This window comes from Chryseobacterium sp. HR92, from assembly GCF_045689405.1.
In the GTDB taxonomy this organism is placed as follows: domain Bacteria; phylum Bacteroidota; class Bacteroidia; order Flavobacteriales; family Weeksellaceae; genus Chryseobacterium; species Chryseobacterium viscerum_A.
Window position 1 is genome coordinate 2,832,939 of record NZ_CP139139.1, and the last position, 14,073, is coordinate 2,847,011.

Below are 14,073 nucleotides of genomic sequence, written 5' to 3' on the forward strand. Positions count from 1 at the left end.
ACAACACGCCAAAAACAATTATAGATTTTATTTATCAATATTTGTTTGTTCGATAGATGAATCTTTCATATCTTTGCAATAGAAATTTAAATATAAAAACAGAAAATTATGTCTTTAGTAGGAAAAAAATTCCCAAATTTAACAATTGACGCAATGTCGGAAATGGGTGACGATCTAAGAATCAACATCCTTGATGAAGCAGTAAACAACCAGCAAAAAGTTCTTTTATTCTGGTACCCTAAAGATTTCACTTTCGTATGTCCTACTGAGCTTCACGCTTTTCAGGAGGCTTTAGGTGAATTCGAAAAAAGAAACACTAAAGTAATCGGTGCATCTTGTGATACAAACGAAGTACACTTCGCATGGCTGAACACACCAAAAGATAACGGAGGTATCGAAGGAGTAACTTACCCACTTTTAGCTGATACTCACAGACAATTGGCAAACACTTTGGGAATTGTTGATCAGGATTTTGAATATGATGAGGATGGAAACGAAGTTTTCACAGGTTCTAATGTAACTTACAGAGCTACTTACCTTATCGACGAAACTGGAAAAATCTTCCACGAAGCGGTAAACGATATGCCTCTTGGAAGAAATGTAAAAGAATTCTTAAGATTAATCGACGCTTACACTCACGTTCAAAAACATGGTGAAGTATGTCCTGCAAACTGGGAAGAAGGAAAAGACGCTATGAAAGCTGACAGAACTTCTACAGCAGAATATTTAGCTAAGAACTAATTCAATTTAACAATCTAGTAATTTAACAATGTAACAATGTATCGTTGTAGCAATAGATATTTTTTATTGGTACATTGATACACTATTAAATTGTTACATTGTTAAATTTTAATTCTTAAAATTTAACCTATGTACACAGAATTAACCGAAGATACATTACAAAATATAGTTAACGACAACGAAAAAGTAGTTGTTCAATATGGCGCAACATGGTGTGGAAACTGCAGAATCATGAAACCAAAATTCAAAAAATTAGCATCTGAAAATGACTCTATTCCATTTTTATATGTAGATGCTGAAAAGCTTCCTGAAAGCAGAAAATTAGCAAAAGTAGACAACTTACCTACTTTCGCCATCTTTAAAAACGGTGAATTGGTCAACCAGGTTCAATCTAACCAGACAGAAAGTTTAATTAATCTTTTTAACGAATTAGCATAATGAAATTACCCGTAATCAGACAGTTTTATCAGAATCAGACTCCTGAAAACCTTGAAAAAACATTAGAAGTACTGGAAAGTTTCTGCGAATTCAGAGGAACAAGCGAAGAAGACTTAAATGTTGCAGGAGAATTGATTACCAACATTTGTGGAGCTTTAGAAGTTCACGCCAACGTACAGAACGGAATGAGTGAGAAAGATGCTTTAAACTCTTTTGCTCAGAAGGTTTTAGGATCAATTGACAAATAACATCTTGCGATTATTTTTAATCAAAAGACTGTAAAAACACAAAATACAATACCTGAGGTTTTCCTCATTTCTATACTTTTTCTATTCTTTAAGAATCTTTTATTTCAACTGTAGAATGTACTTCAAAGGACTTTAACCGGTCACATGAAGCTGGAAGTTGTATGAAAAATTGTAAAGAATAACCAATTAAAATCCCGGTGAGAATATCATCAGGATTTTTTGGGCTTATGGCTTAAAACACGAATAGCACAAATATTTTTGCACAAATTTCACAAATAAATATACGCAATCATCTGTGTCAATCTGTGAAATCCGTGGTTATAAAAAAATTACAATCAATATAATTTTCGGCTAATGCCATCAGAAGATAATCATAAAAGACAAACGGGCTAAAACTCATTTCTATTGAATTTGTGTTATCCGTGAAATCATTTGTGACATTTGTGTTTAAAAAAGAAATCCCGATGAAGAATCACCGGGACTATTATTTTAAAAGATAAAATTAACTTATCAATTAGTTTCTTCTGCTCATCAAAATACTCAGAATATACCAGAAAAGAAGCATAATAGAAGCAAAAAGCTGTAATGCCGCTCCTACATACTGATTCGTCCCGTATGAGTCTTTTAGTTTACTGGTCTGATATAAAATAGTAGCTGAGGCTAAAATCACCATTCCAACTGAGAACCACAATCCAAGGTTAAAACCAAAGATCATTCCTCCTACAATCAGCCCGATTGAGATAAATCCACCAATTACGATGATATTTCTTAAGAAAGAAAAATCTCTTTTAGAAGTAAATGCTACCGCAGAAATACCTGCAAACATAGCAATAGTTAAAGTAGCAGCCTGGAAGATTACATTGGCTCCTCCTTCAATATTAGTGGCAATGAAAAGCAGAGGCATAAAGATAATTGCCTCCAAAAGGATATAAAAACCTAGTCCTAAATACTGAGTAGATTTACTTTGGGAAAGCGACCATTTAGAGGCTAATACAGAAGCTAACCAGAAAACTCCAATGATTAGTAACCAAATATATTTCTGAGCAAACATCATGAAAATAATTTCTTTCGGAACAGTTTTCAATAATATCGTTTCAACCCCAATAAATGCAAGAATAGATAAAGCAACATGCAAATACGTCTTCTTGTAAAAACTCGCCTTCTCCACATCCGAAGAATGAGCGACTAAAACATCTGTCATCATAGTTAATATTTTTTAGTTAATCGAAAATAAATTTTCAATCTTATTTCGCAGGCAATACACCCAGAATTTTCCCATCATCTTCAAACACAGCCGTAATGGCTTCTTTGGAAGATGATTCTCCTGCATATTTATATTTAATACTTGGATGATTGGTACCATCCATTGTTTTATAATATCCTGCTTTTAAGATTTCAAGCTTTTTATTTGGGTCAATGCCATCTTTGACCTTTTTCAGAACATTGTCTGTCACAATTTCCTTTACTTTCTCAGAAAGTAATCCATCAATAGTTGCACGGTCAGAAGCTTGTAAAGCCTCAACAAACTTAAGAAAGTTGTCATTGTACAGACTTACTTTCTCCTTACTTATAGCAGCTGGCTGCTCTTTCTTTTGACTGTTCTCAACCTTCACACCCGTCTTCTGAGCAAACACTAACTGTCCCCCCACAAGAGCAAGTCCCAACAATAATTTTTTCATAGTATTCATTTTTGTTATCTGGTGAAATAAGTGATGGAAGATACGAAAATCAGACCAGTTCTAAAAATTTCATTGTATCCACGTTATCCGCATAAGTATCAAGCCCTGGATTTTGCGCTTCACCAAATGAAATCGCATTCAACCCGATCTCTTCTTTTGCTACTATACACTGAATATTTTCTTCATTTTCAGCAATAAAAGTTTTCACATCATCCAAAGACTCATATCTGCTGAAATTGATTACAGAAAGTGGGCTAAACAGTTTATCATCTTCTTTCAGCATCACAAAATTATTATCCCAAAATTTATCCTGATTCAAAAGATAAACCGCTCTGTTATAATCATAGTTGTTGGCATATTTATTATGATTAATGATATCCTGGAATTCTAAGAAACTTTCAAACAATCTGTCAATGACAAAATCCTGCGGAATAAAAATTCTCGTCACATTTCGGCATCCAAGTCCAAAATACTGGAAAATATCTTTTGCCAGCAGCTCCAGTTCTTCACTCGTTTCATCACCTTTCAACACCGCAACAGAAGTTCTGTTCTTACGGATAATGCTTAAATGATTTTTAAAATAATACTCCAGATATCTGGCTGTATTATTACTTCCTGTAGCAATAACTGCATCAAAATTTTCTAATTTTTCTACAAATTCAAACACTACACTCTCATTGGAAAATTCATTCCATTTCTTTAATAAAAACGGAATCATACGCTTATCCTTTGAAGACAGTTTAATAACAGGAATATGATTGCCCAAAACAACGGACATCACATCATGAAAGCCTACCAAAGGAATATTTCCGGCTAAAATAAGTCCAACTCTTTTTGATATTTTAGAGATTGAATAATTCCCAAGCCACTTCTTGATATTTTCTTCAGTTAAAAGATCTGCCCACTGCTGTAAAGCAAATTTCTGATTATCAATAGTAAACCACGGGTTCTCTATTTCAGACCTTTTCAACAATAATTCAATATCAGCATCATCCTCATTGTGATCCTCCGGTTTCTTCGCTAAAAACGCTTTTATATAATCACTTAATTTAATAAGTCCTAAAACTTGATTTTCGGTATTCATAATTACTTTAAAATTGGGGAATATTTTGTAATTTTGTGCAAATTTAAAAAAAATTAGCGATGGCTATTAAAATAACTGATGAATGCATTAATTGTGGGGCTTGCGAACCGGAATGTCCAAACAATGCAATATATGAAGGAGCTGTAGATTGGAAAGCTTCTGACGGTACGGCTCTTCAAGGTACGATTACAATGCCGTCGGGACTTACTGTAGATGCAGATGCACCACAGGAACCTGTAAGTGATGATGTATATTTCATTGTAACAGATAAATGTACAGAATGCAAAGGATTCCATGAAGAACCTCAGTGTGCGGCGGTATGCCCTGTAGACTGTTGTGTTCCTGACGAGGATCACGTAGAATCTGAAGAATCTCTGCTTAATAAAAAAGCATTCTTACACGGCGAATAAAAAAATTCCGTCTCATGATCTGTGAGGCGGTTTTTTTGTCCAAAAATTCAATTTAACCAAAAATAAAGCTGAAGGAATGTACAATCCGGAAGCAACCAAAAAATAAAAATATGAACAAAAAGCACAACTTCAGCGCGGGGCCATGTATTTTACCACAAGAGGTATTTGAAAAATCTGCACAGGCTATCCTTGACTTCAATGGTATTGGATTGTCTCTTCTTGAAATTTCTCACAGAAGTAAAGATTTCGTTGCAGTAATGGACGAAGCGCGTGCAATTGTAAAAAGACTGATGAATCTTGGTGATGATTATGAAGTACTTTATTTAGGGGGAGGTGCCAGCCTGCAGTTTGCCATGGTTCCTTACAACCTTATGAAAGTAGGTGGAAAAGCAGCTTACCTGGATACAGGAACTTGGGCAGCCGGGGCCATCAAAGAAGCAAAAAAAGTAGGAACAGTAGATGTAGTAGGTTCTTCAAAAGAAGAAAATTATTCTTTTATTCCTAAAGACTATACGATAGGTGCAGAATACGATTATTTCCACTGCACTTCCAACAACACGATCTACGGAACTCAAATGAAATCTTTCCCAGAAGTGGATACGCTGATGGTATGTGACATGAGTTCTGATATTTTCTCAAGACAACTGGATTTTTCCAAATTTGATCTGATCTATGCCGGTGCTCAGAAGAATATGGGACCTGCAGGAGTTACTTTAGTCGTGATAAAAAAAGAAATCCTTGGAAAAACAGGAAGAGAAAATATGTTTTCTATCCTGGATTACTCCCAGCATATCGCTAAGGAATCCATGTACAATACGCCGCCGGTATTCCCTGTATATGCCTCTTTACTTACTCTTCAGTATCTTGAAAAGAACGGAGGAATTGCTGCTGCAGAACAGAGAAACGAAGCAAAAGCTAAACTTCTATATAACGAAATCGACAGCAATCCCCTATTTGAAACTTTCTGCGTGAAAGAAGACCGTTCACTGATGAATGTTTCTTTCAAAATTACAGATGAAAGCAAAAAGGAAGAGTTTGACAATGCATGGAAAGCAGCAGGAATCAGTGGATTAAACGGACACAGAAGCCTGGGCGGATACAGAGCAAGTTTATACAATGCCTTACCCATTGAAAGTGTACAGGTTTTGGTAGATGTAATGAAGTCAATCAAATAATTAAAGCATTAAAAATTCAAAGATTGAAAGATTGAAAAGCAGTTAATTTAAATTTATTAATTTGCGCCTCAGTTTTAAAATTTTGAAATATTTATATTTTTCAATCTTTAAATCAAATAACTCATGAAAGTTTTAGCAAACGATGGAATCTCAAAAGCAGGAGAAAACGCTTTAAAAGAAGCCGGAATAGAAATCCTGGACAATAGAGTGGCTCAGGATCACGTTATTAATTTTATCAACGATAATAATGTGGACGTTCTTCTTGTAAGAAGTGTAACGAAAGTGAGAAAGGAATTGATTGATGCATGTCCCGGTCTCAAAATTATAGGAAGAGGCGGTATCGGGATGGACAACATTGATGTGGAATATGCCAAAAGCAAGGGTATTAAAATAATCAATACTCCTACGGCATCTTCAAAATCGGTGGCAGAATTAGTTTTTGGACATTTCATTTCACTGGCAAGATTCCTTCACGAATCCAACAGACTGATGCCTCTGGAAGGAGATACTCATTTCAGTGCTATGAAAAAGTCATTTAGCAATGCGTATGAACTTTCAGGGAAAACATTAGGAGTAATCGGCTTTGGAAGTATTGGCCAGGAAGTCATAAAAATAGGAATCTCTTTAGGAATGAAAGTAACCGTTCTGACAAGAAGCCCTAAAACAGAAGTTCTAACCCTGAATTTCTTTGACGGACAGTCTGTCAACTTTGAAATCACTTCCACCAATGATATGGATGCATTCCTGAAAAATGCAGATTTCATCAGTATCAATACGCCGAAAACGAATGAATATATTATAGATACCCCTCAGTTTGAAAAAATGAAAGATGGGGTCTATATTGTAAATACTGCAAGAGGAGGTGTCATCAATGAAGTGACACTGATTGATTTTATTGAGTCAGGAAAAATAGCCGGAGCTGCATTGGACGTTTTTGAAAACGAACCGAGTCCGGAGCTACCTTTACTGATGAACCCTGCCCTATCTCTTTCTCCACACGTTGGAGGAAATACAGTAGATGCTCAGGAAAAAATCGGTATCGAACTTGCAGAACAAATTATTAAGCTACAAAAAGAAACTATAAGATAAATATGCCTGTTTTTAAACCTTTCCGTGGAATAAGACCTCATAGAGACTTCGAGAGCACTTTCCCTACCCATCCACTGGATAATTTTACCCAGGAAGAGATCACTGAGAAGGCTCAAGTTGAAAATACTTACATCAATATGATCAAACCATATGTTGTAAGTAAATCTAAAGATATTGACCGGAACCTGCGAAAGATCCGTTCTACATTTGAAGAGCTTCTGGACGAGAAGAAATTGGTCCAGGACAATTCAGCCTACTATCTTTATGAGCAGATCTACCCCAACAAACAGGTGTTCAGAGGACTTCTGGGATTGGCAAGTATTGAAGATTTCTGGAATGGAAAAATCAAAAGACATGAAAGTACCATTCCTCAGAAAAAAGAAAAACTTGCTCATTACCTTGAAAAAGTAAACCTACAGGCAGAACCTGTATTGCTTACTTATCCTGCCAACTCAAAAATTGAGCTGCTAATGAATCATGAGGAAAAAAATGTCCCTATCTTCAACCATGTGGATACCATTGGTATCAGACACAAAATCTGGAGAATAGACAACCGCCTGAAACTACAACAGTTTAAAGAAGTAATAGATCAGATCGATTCATTTTATATTGCTGATGGACACCATAGAATTGGCTCTACAGCAATAAATGCCAAATATCATAAAGAGAAAAACAAAAAACATAATGGTACTGAGCTTTACAACTTTGTCTACAGTTTTATTGTTTCCAATCAGTCTATTAAAATTCATGATTATAACAGAGTTTTACATGACCTGAATGGTATTTCTCCCGAAGCTTTTCTAAAGGAGCTTGAACATTATTTCCTTATTCATGAAAAAGGAGAGACCTCCTACTACCCTTCTCAGAAATTCCATATTTCAATGTATATGGATGGGAAGTTCTACTCTCTTCACGTGAAGCATGATCTCCGTTCCAAGGAAATGTCTCTTGATAACCTGGATCATCATCTTATTGACAAGTATATTTTCAAAAATATCCTGAAAATTGAAGATCCGGACAGCTCTGAGCTTATTTCTTATGTAAAAGGAACATCCAATATCAACGGAATCAATCTTTTAAAAGAAAAAGTAGACAGTGGTGAAGGTAAAGTTGGTTTCGGAATTTATCCTGTAAGTTTTAATGACATGATTAAAATTTCGGATCTAAGATTAAGCATGCCCCCGAAATGTACATTTATTGAACCAAAATTGATTACAGCTCTGGTAATGTACGATATGAAACCTTAATAAATTCCCATTTTTTCCCTACTTTTATCAGAGGAAAAAGAAAGGTAAATAAAAAATGAAAAAAATATTCATTATACTTCCACTCTTTTTGAGTGGATTTTTATTTTCTCAAAAAAAGCCACAAAAAAGTCCGGCAAAAAAGACAACTCTTGCCAAATTCAATTATCATGATGAATTCAGAAAAATTTCAGATGAAATCATGACCAACGGTAAGGCTTATGATAATCTTGGAGAACTTACAAAAGGGATCGGATCACGTTTCAGCGCAACTCCCGGTTATACAAAAGCCGTAGAATGGGCTGAAAAAAAATTCAAGGAAATAGGTATTGATATGATCTGGAGACAAGAAGCCAAAGCCCCTGTCTGGATCAGAGGAAAAGAATCTTTACAGATAAAAGTCGGAAATGGTGACTGGAAAAATATCAGAATGCTTTCTTTTGGAAATTCTGAAGGAACAGGCGGAAAAGACCTGACAGGTGAAGTTGTCTTAATTAATTCCACATCCGAGCTTAATGCCATGTCAATAGGCCAGTTAAAAGACAAGATCGTTTTCGTGAATGTTCCTATGGACCCGAAAATCATCAATACAAGTGACTCCTATTTACAGACCGCAAAATCAAAATTAATTTCCGCTTCTATCATTGCTAAAACAGGTGCAAAAGCATTAATTATAAGATCACTTACAACAGCCAATGATGATACTCCTCATGCTAAAATGATTTACTATGAGCCAGATGATAAAGTTAAAATTCCAGCTTTATCCATTGGAGTAAGATCTGCAGATGAGTTGGAAAAAACATTGAAAAAGCAAAAAGTCACGGCTAAAATCAACATGACTGCTGAATCTAAAGGAGATACTACAAATCCAAATATTATTGCTGAAATTCAGGGAAAGAAAGATTCTAAAGTCATTGTTTTAGGTGCTCAGCTTGATTCGTGGGATTTTGGTGAAGGTGCCATTGATGATGGAACAGGAGTTGTTCAGTGTATCGAAGTTTTAAGAACACTGAAGGCATTGGGATACGAAAATAACCACACTATCCGCGTAGTTTTGTACGCCAACAGTGAAAACGGAGGCCAGGGCCGTGAGATGTATGCTGCTTTCGTAAAAAAAAGAGATGAAAAACACGTTTTTGCCTTAGGAACAGATGCCGGAGGTTATTCTCCGCGAGGATTTTCTCTGGATATGTCACCTCAAAGAAGAAGATTAATTTACCCATGGAAAGAATATTTCCTTCCTTATGGCGTTTATGATTTTGACCAGACAGAGGCAATTCAGGATATTTCGCCTTTAAAAAAACTTGACATCCCTTTAGCGGAACTGGTGGTTGATACCCAAAGATATTTTGATTATCACCATTCCGAACAAGATACTTTTGACAAAGTGAACAAAAGAGAGCTGCTTCTCGGAGCGGTTGCCATCACACAAATGATTTTTATGGTTGATAAAAACTGGTAATATGAAAAAGATTCTAAGTACTTCATTATTGCTTTTTGGAATGATGGCTTTTGCCCAATCTAAGGAAGATTCCATTCAGTTCAAAAAAATTTCCACAGAAATCCTGAACAACGGTAAAGGATATAATGAACTGAGAGAACTTACCCAAACGATAGGCAACCGTTTAAGTGGTTCTGAAGCTTATGAAAAATCTGTACAATGGGCTGCACAGAAGCTCCGTGATGCCGGAGCTGATAAAGTATGGCTTCAGGAAGTCATGATCCCGGTATGGGTAAGAGGAAAAGAATCTCTGCACATCCAGACATCTAACGGAAAATGGAAAAGTATTAAAATGCTTTCTCTCGGGAATTCTGAAGGGACAAACGGAAAAGATATCTCAGGTGAAATTATTATGGTAAAATCACTGGAAGAATATGACCAACTTCCCGCAGAAAAGGTAAAAGATAAGATTGTATTCTTCAACTACCCTTTTAATCAGGGAAATGTACAGACTTTCATTTCTTACCGCGATGCCAGTGCTTACAGAAGATCCACTGCTTCATTGACAGCTAAAAAAGGAGGAAAATTTGCCATCATCCGGTCACTTTCTTCCGCTCTTGACGATGTACCTCATACAGGCAATATGCGCTATGATGAAAACGTTTCAAAAATACCGGCCATTACGATAGGAAATACTTCTGCTGATGAACTGGAAATCCTGTTGAAAAAGCAGAAAGTAACAGCCAAACTTAATTCCAACTGTGGAATGAAAGGTGAAAAGCTTTCCCATTCTGTAATCGGGGAAATTACCGGTAAAAAAGATCAGAGCGTTATTGTTGTCGGCGGACACCTGGATTCCTGGGATGTAGGGGAAGGTGCCCATGACGACGGAGCCGGAATTGTTCAAAGTATTGAGGTTCTGAGAACATTTAAAAAATTAGGAATACAAAATAACCATACCATCCGCGCTGTATGCTTTGCCAATGAAGAAAACGGAACAAAAGGCGGAAAGCAATATGGCAAAATTGCCAAAGAAAACAATGAAAAACATCTTTTTGCTATAGAAACAGATGCCGGAGGTTTCTCACCACGGGGAATTTCCCTGGAAATGGATGATCCTCAAAGAAATCAGATCAAAAGCTGGGTCAACCTGTTTTTACCTTATGGTGTTTACAATTTTGAAGGTAAATATTCCGGATCGGATATTGCCCCGCTTCATGAAATGGGAGTTCCCACAGCTGAGCTTGTTCCGGATCCGCAGCGTTATTTTGATATTCACCACACAGCAGAAGACACTTTTGAAAAAGTCAACCGAAGAGAACTCTTACTTGGTTCTGCGGTAATGACACAACTTATTTATATGATTGATAAAAATTGGTAAACAATGAAAAAGATACTAGGAACTTCATTATTACTTTTTGGAATGGCTGCTTTTGGCCAATCTAAAGAAGATTCCATCCAGTTCAGAAAAATCTCTACAGAAATCCTGAATAATGGAAAAGGATATACAGAGCTGAGAGAGCTCACAAAAAACATCGGACATCGTTTAAGCGGATCTGAAGCTTACGAAAAATCTGTACAATGGGCTGCACAGAAACTCCGTGATGCCGGGGCTGATAAAGTCTGGCTTCAGGAAGTCATGATCCCGGTATGGGTAAGAGGAAAAGAATCTCTGCACATCCAGACATCTAACGGAAAATGGAAAAGTCTTAAAATGCTTTCCCTTGGAAATTCTGAAGGAACAGGAGGAAAAGATATTTCAGGAGAGATCATCATGGTAAAATCTATGGAAGAATACGACAAACTTCCAGCTGAAAAAGTGAAAGATAAAATTGTATTCTTCAATTATCCTTTCAGCCAATCATTTGTCGAGACTTTCAAAGCATATGGTGATGCAGCAAAATACAGAACTACAGCAGCTTCTTTAACTGCTAAAAAAGGAGGTAAATTTGCCATCGTAAGATCTCTGTCATCTGCTTTTGATGATGTACCTCATACCGGAGCAATGCGATACGAGGACAAAGTCTCTAAAATACCTGCAGTAGCCATCGGAAGTACTACCGCAGATGAACTGGAAACCTTACTGAAAAATCAGAAAATTACCGCTAAACTTAATTCCAACTGTGGAATGAAAGGTGAAAAGCTTTCCCATTCTGTCATTGGGGAAATCACCGGCAAAAAAGACCAGAGCGTCATTGTTGTTGGCGGACACCTTGATTCCTGGGATGTAGGAGAAGGAGCTCATGACGACGGAACCGGAATTGTACAAAGTATTGAGGTACTGAGAACCTTTAAAAAGTTGGGAATTCAGAACAACCACACCATCAGGGTAGTCTGCTTTGCCAATGAAGAAAACGGAGTAAAAGGTGGAATTCAATATGGTAGAATTGCCAAAGAAAACAATGAAAAACATCTTTTTGCTATAGAAACAGATGCCGGAGGCTTTGCACCAAGAGGAATTGCCCTGGATATGGATGATGCCAAAAGAAATCAGATTAAAGGCTGGTCAAATCTTTTCCTTCCTTACGGAGTTTACAATTTTGAAGAGCGGTTTTCCGGAACAGACCTATATCCTCTTCATGATATGGGAATTCCCGCCGCTGAACTGATGCCGGATTCTCAACGTTATTTCGATATTCATCATACAGAAGAAGATACTTTTGAAAAGGTGAACCGAAGAGAGCTTTTATTGGGAGCTACAGCTTTGACACAGATTATTTATATGATTGATAAAAACTGGTAACAAATATAAAAACCGTCTTTAGAGGCGGTTTTGTTTTTTTAATGGAGCTTTTCATCATTTCAACAGGAACTTACTTTAGCTCGTTTAACTTTATATGATGAATTGATTGGTCTTATTCTATTTGTGAAATTTGTGCAAAAACATTTGTGGCTTTAAGATTAAACACAAATAGCACTAATGATTTCACGGATAACACGAATTCAATAGGAACAGGTTTTAGCCGAAACTTACAATGATTTTAAAATTGCTTTTATAATCACGGATTTCACAAATTGACGCAGATGATTGGGGATATTTTTTGAGGAATGAGTTTTGAATTATTATATTGATAAAATTTGTATAAAGCTATTTGTGTTATCTGTATTTTTTACCTTTAAATTTACGTTTACACAAAAAATTTCTCCATAAAAAGCTTTTCCAGTCATGATATATTCCACCTCCGGATTCCCAATTGATATCAAATTTACTTCCTTCCCATGCATAGACAGGCATTGGAACTTTAGAATGAAACATTGGTGGATTATCTTTTACTACCGCAAAGTAATCAGTATCAAAATTTGATTTTCTGTAGTATTGAATTTCTATAATAGTTTCTCTTTTATTTGCCCGGAAAATATAAAGATTGACGTCGTAAAGGTCGTTACATTCTTTATGCAGAATATCCAGTGCTGAATCTAAAGTAAGCAATGTTTTTGAATTATTGATCCTATTCCGGGACATCCTCTGTTCAGTAGGATCCTGCTCTTTAAATTCATTAAAATCAGACAGAATGAAAAACAAGTTGGGGGAAATGGTATTCCAACAATTAATTTTCGCCAACCCTAAAAGATTGGTTATACAGATATTGATACTGTCTCTTAAACTTTCCCGGTTCATTTTCTAAACTGTTCTAAAGTATTTTAAATATAGAAAAAAAATTATACCGTAATATTTTCTTTATTTCTAACAACCTGATCTCAAAAATAGAAAATTTTTCTTTGTTTAAGGAAATAATAGATGAAAATACGTTTCAGCAGGAGCTTAAACAATCCCGTGAAACAAAGTGTTAATCGCCAAACATTCACTTTGGCATGATATTAGCATGTAAAATATTGAGAAAAAATTAAAAAAACACTAAGGATGAGAAAAAAGGTTTTCTGTGGATTTTCAGTTTTTCCACTGATTCAAATTCATATCTAGTATATGAATCCTTTTTTTTCTACGATGCCGTAACAGATACGGGTTCGTGATTAATTAACCCCCGTTGATTTTTCACAGCAATTTTGCACCCCGTATCTCACTGGTATCATCAATAACCAGGAATCATTTATTGATTCAAAAAAAACAAAAATATCCCGGACTTTCAGCCCGGTATTGCGATATAAATAAATGGCAAAGTCATCATGAACCTTAGCCCAGTAAAGGAATTTATTCTTTTTACCGTGATGAGCACGCCTTTATCTTATTTAATTAATGTATAACCCTTAAAATGTAAGTAATGATGAGAGCCTTTTTTGAAATGATTTTTAAGAGAAATGAAGATGCTGCAAAAATGAACATCTGGAGCCTATTGCTCGTATTAAGTTTTGCTGCTTTTTCTGTATTGGTATACGCCTTAAAACCAAGCTTTAACAGCTTAATTATATATCTGACGGCATTTGCCGCTTATATCGGCTTCGGCCTTGTATTCATCAGTTCCCTGACCGGGACAAGTATGAAGAAAAGATAAGAGAACATATAACTTTCAATTAATTTTTACTGAAAAAACCGTCCTGTTTGGGGCGGTTTTTTAAATTAATAAA

General features: G+C 35.9%; 15 protein-coding genes. 11 read left to right on the forward strand and 4 right to left on the reverse strand.

Annotated features, from left to right (window positions below):
• Positions 1-108 precede the first annotated feature (108 nt).
• From SFA27_RS12810 to SFA27_RS12820, 3 genes are all read left to right on the forward strand, one after another.
• Complete coding sequence (locus tag SFA27_RS12810; RefSeq protein WP_034698496.1) at positions 109-741, forward strand: peroxiredoxin; 633 nt, start codon at positions 109-111, stop codon at positions 739-741.
• A 129-nt stretch (positions 742-870) separates the two neighbouring features.
• A complete protein-coding gene (locus SFA27_RS12815) occupies positions 871-1,179 on the forward strand; it encodes a co-chaperone YbbN (protein ID WP_213279141.1) in 309 nt (102 codons plus the stop codon).
• Positions 1,179-1,427 carry a DUF6952 family protein gene (locus tag SFA27_RS12820; RefSeq protein WP_002980002.1) on the forward strand — a complete coding sequence of 83 codons (249 nt, stop codon included), beginning with the start codon at positions 1,179-1,181 and terminating at the stop codon, positions 1,425-1,427. Before SFA27_RS12815 ends, SFA27_RS12820 begins: the two co-directional genes overlap by 1 nt.
• A gap of 514 nt (positions 1,428-1,941) precedes the next feature.
• On the opposite strand, the gene SFA27_RS12825 is transcribed toward SFA27_RS12820, so the two are convergent.
• From SFA27_RS12825 to SFA27_RS12835, 3 genes are read right to left on the reverse strand one after another with little or no spacing between them, the layout of a single operon-like run.
• Entirely contained in the window at positions 1,942-2,631 is a 690-nt protein-coding gene (locus tag SFA27_RS12825; RefSeq protein WP_047375356.1) for a Bax inhibitor-1 family protein, read from the reverse strand.
• 40 nt (positions 2,632-2,671) lie between these two features.
• Positions 2,672-3,106, reverse strand: a complete 435-nt coding sequence (locus SFA27_RS12830) for a peptidylprolyl isomerase (protein ID WP_264518129.1) — start codon at positions 3,104-3,106, stop codon at positions 2,672-2,674.
• 49 nt (positions 3,107-3,155) lie between these two features.
• The gene (locus tag SFA27_RS12835; RefSeq protein WP_264518130.1) at positions 3,156-4,190 is read right to left on the reverse strand and encodes an acyl-CoA reductase; all 1,035 of its coding nucleotides are present in this window, start codon (positions 4,188-4,190) and stop codon (positions 3,156-3,158) included.
• 59 nt (positions 4,191-4,249) lie between these two features.
• Between SFA27_RS12835 and SFA27_RS12840 the strand changes: the two genes are divergently transcribed.
• The 7 genes from SFA27_RS12840 (at position 4,250) to SFA27_RS12870 (ending at position 12,292) form a co-directional block, all read left to right on the forward strand.
• Positions 4,250-4,600 (forward strand): 4Fe-4S binding protein, encoded by a 351-nt coding sequence (locus SFA27_RS12840; RefSeq protein WP_047375361.1) that lies wholly within the window; start codon positions 4,250-4,252, stop codon positions 4,598-4,600.
• A gap of 110 nt (positions 4,601-4,710) precedes the next feature.
• The gene (serC, locus tag SFA27_RS12845) at positions 4,711-5,775 is read left to right on the forward strand and encodes a 3-phosphoserine/phosphohydroxythreonine transaminase (RefSeq protein ID WP_047375362.1); all 1,065 of its coding nucleotides are present in this window, start codon (positions 4,711-4,713) and stop codon (positions 5,773-5,775) included.
• Between the two features lie 123 nt (positions 5,776-5,898).
• The gene (locus SFA27_RS12850) at positions 5,899-6,864 is read left to right on the forward strand and encodes a D-2-hydroxyacid dehydrogenase (protein ID WP_407292503.1); all 966 of its coding nucleotides are present in this window, start codon (positions 5,899-5,901) and stop codon (positions 6,862-6,864) included.
• A 2-nt stretch (positions 6,865-6,866) separates the two neighbouring features.
• A complete protein-coding gene (locus SFA27_RS12855) occupies positions 6,867-8,111 on the forward strand; it encodes a DUF1015 domain-containing protein (protein ID WP_047375364.1) in 1,245 nt (414 codons plus the stop codon).
• Positions 8,112-8,166: 55 nt separating this feature from the next.
• Positions 8,167-9,570 (forward strand): M28 family peptidase, encoded by a 1,404-nt coding sequence (locus tag SFA27_RS12860; protein ID WP_407292506.1) that lies wholly within the window; start codon positions 8,167-8,169, stop codon positions 9,568-9,570.
• Between the two features lies 1 nt (position 9,571).
• On the forward strand, positions 9,572-10,930 hold the full coding sequence (locus tag SFA27_RS12865) for a M20/M25/M40 family metallo-hydrolase (RefSeq protein ID WP_407292508.1): 1,359 nt from the start codon (positions 9,572-9,574) through the stop codon (positions 10,928-10,930).
• A 3-nt stretch (positions 10,931-10,933) separates the two neighbouring features.
• A complete protein-coding gene (locus tag SFA27_RS12870) occupies positions 10,934-12,292 on the forward strand; it encodes a M20/M25/M40 family metallo-hydrolase (protein WP_407292510.1) in 1,359 nt (452 codons plus the stop codon).
• Between the two features lie 354 nt (positions 12,293-12,646).
• Here the strand turns inward: SFA27_RS12870 and SFA27_RS12875 are convergent, their stop codons facing one another.
• Positions 12,647-13,168 (reverse strand): hypothetical protein, encoded by a 522-nt coding sequence (locus SFA27_RS12875; RefSeq protein WP_407292512.1) that lies wholly within the window; start codon positions 13,166-13,168, stop codon positions 12,647-12,649.
• A 601-nt stretch (positions 13,169-13,769) separates the two neighbouring features.
• Here SFA27_RS12875 and SFA27_RS12880 point away from each other — a divergent pair.
• A complete protein-coding gene (locus SFA27_RS12880; protein ID WP_156118359.1) occupies positions 13,770-14,000 on the forward strand; it encodes a hypothetical protein in 231 nt (76 codons plus the stop codon).
• The last annotated feature ends 73 nt before the right edge of the window (positions 14,001-14,073 follow it).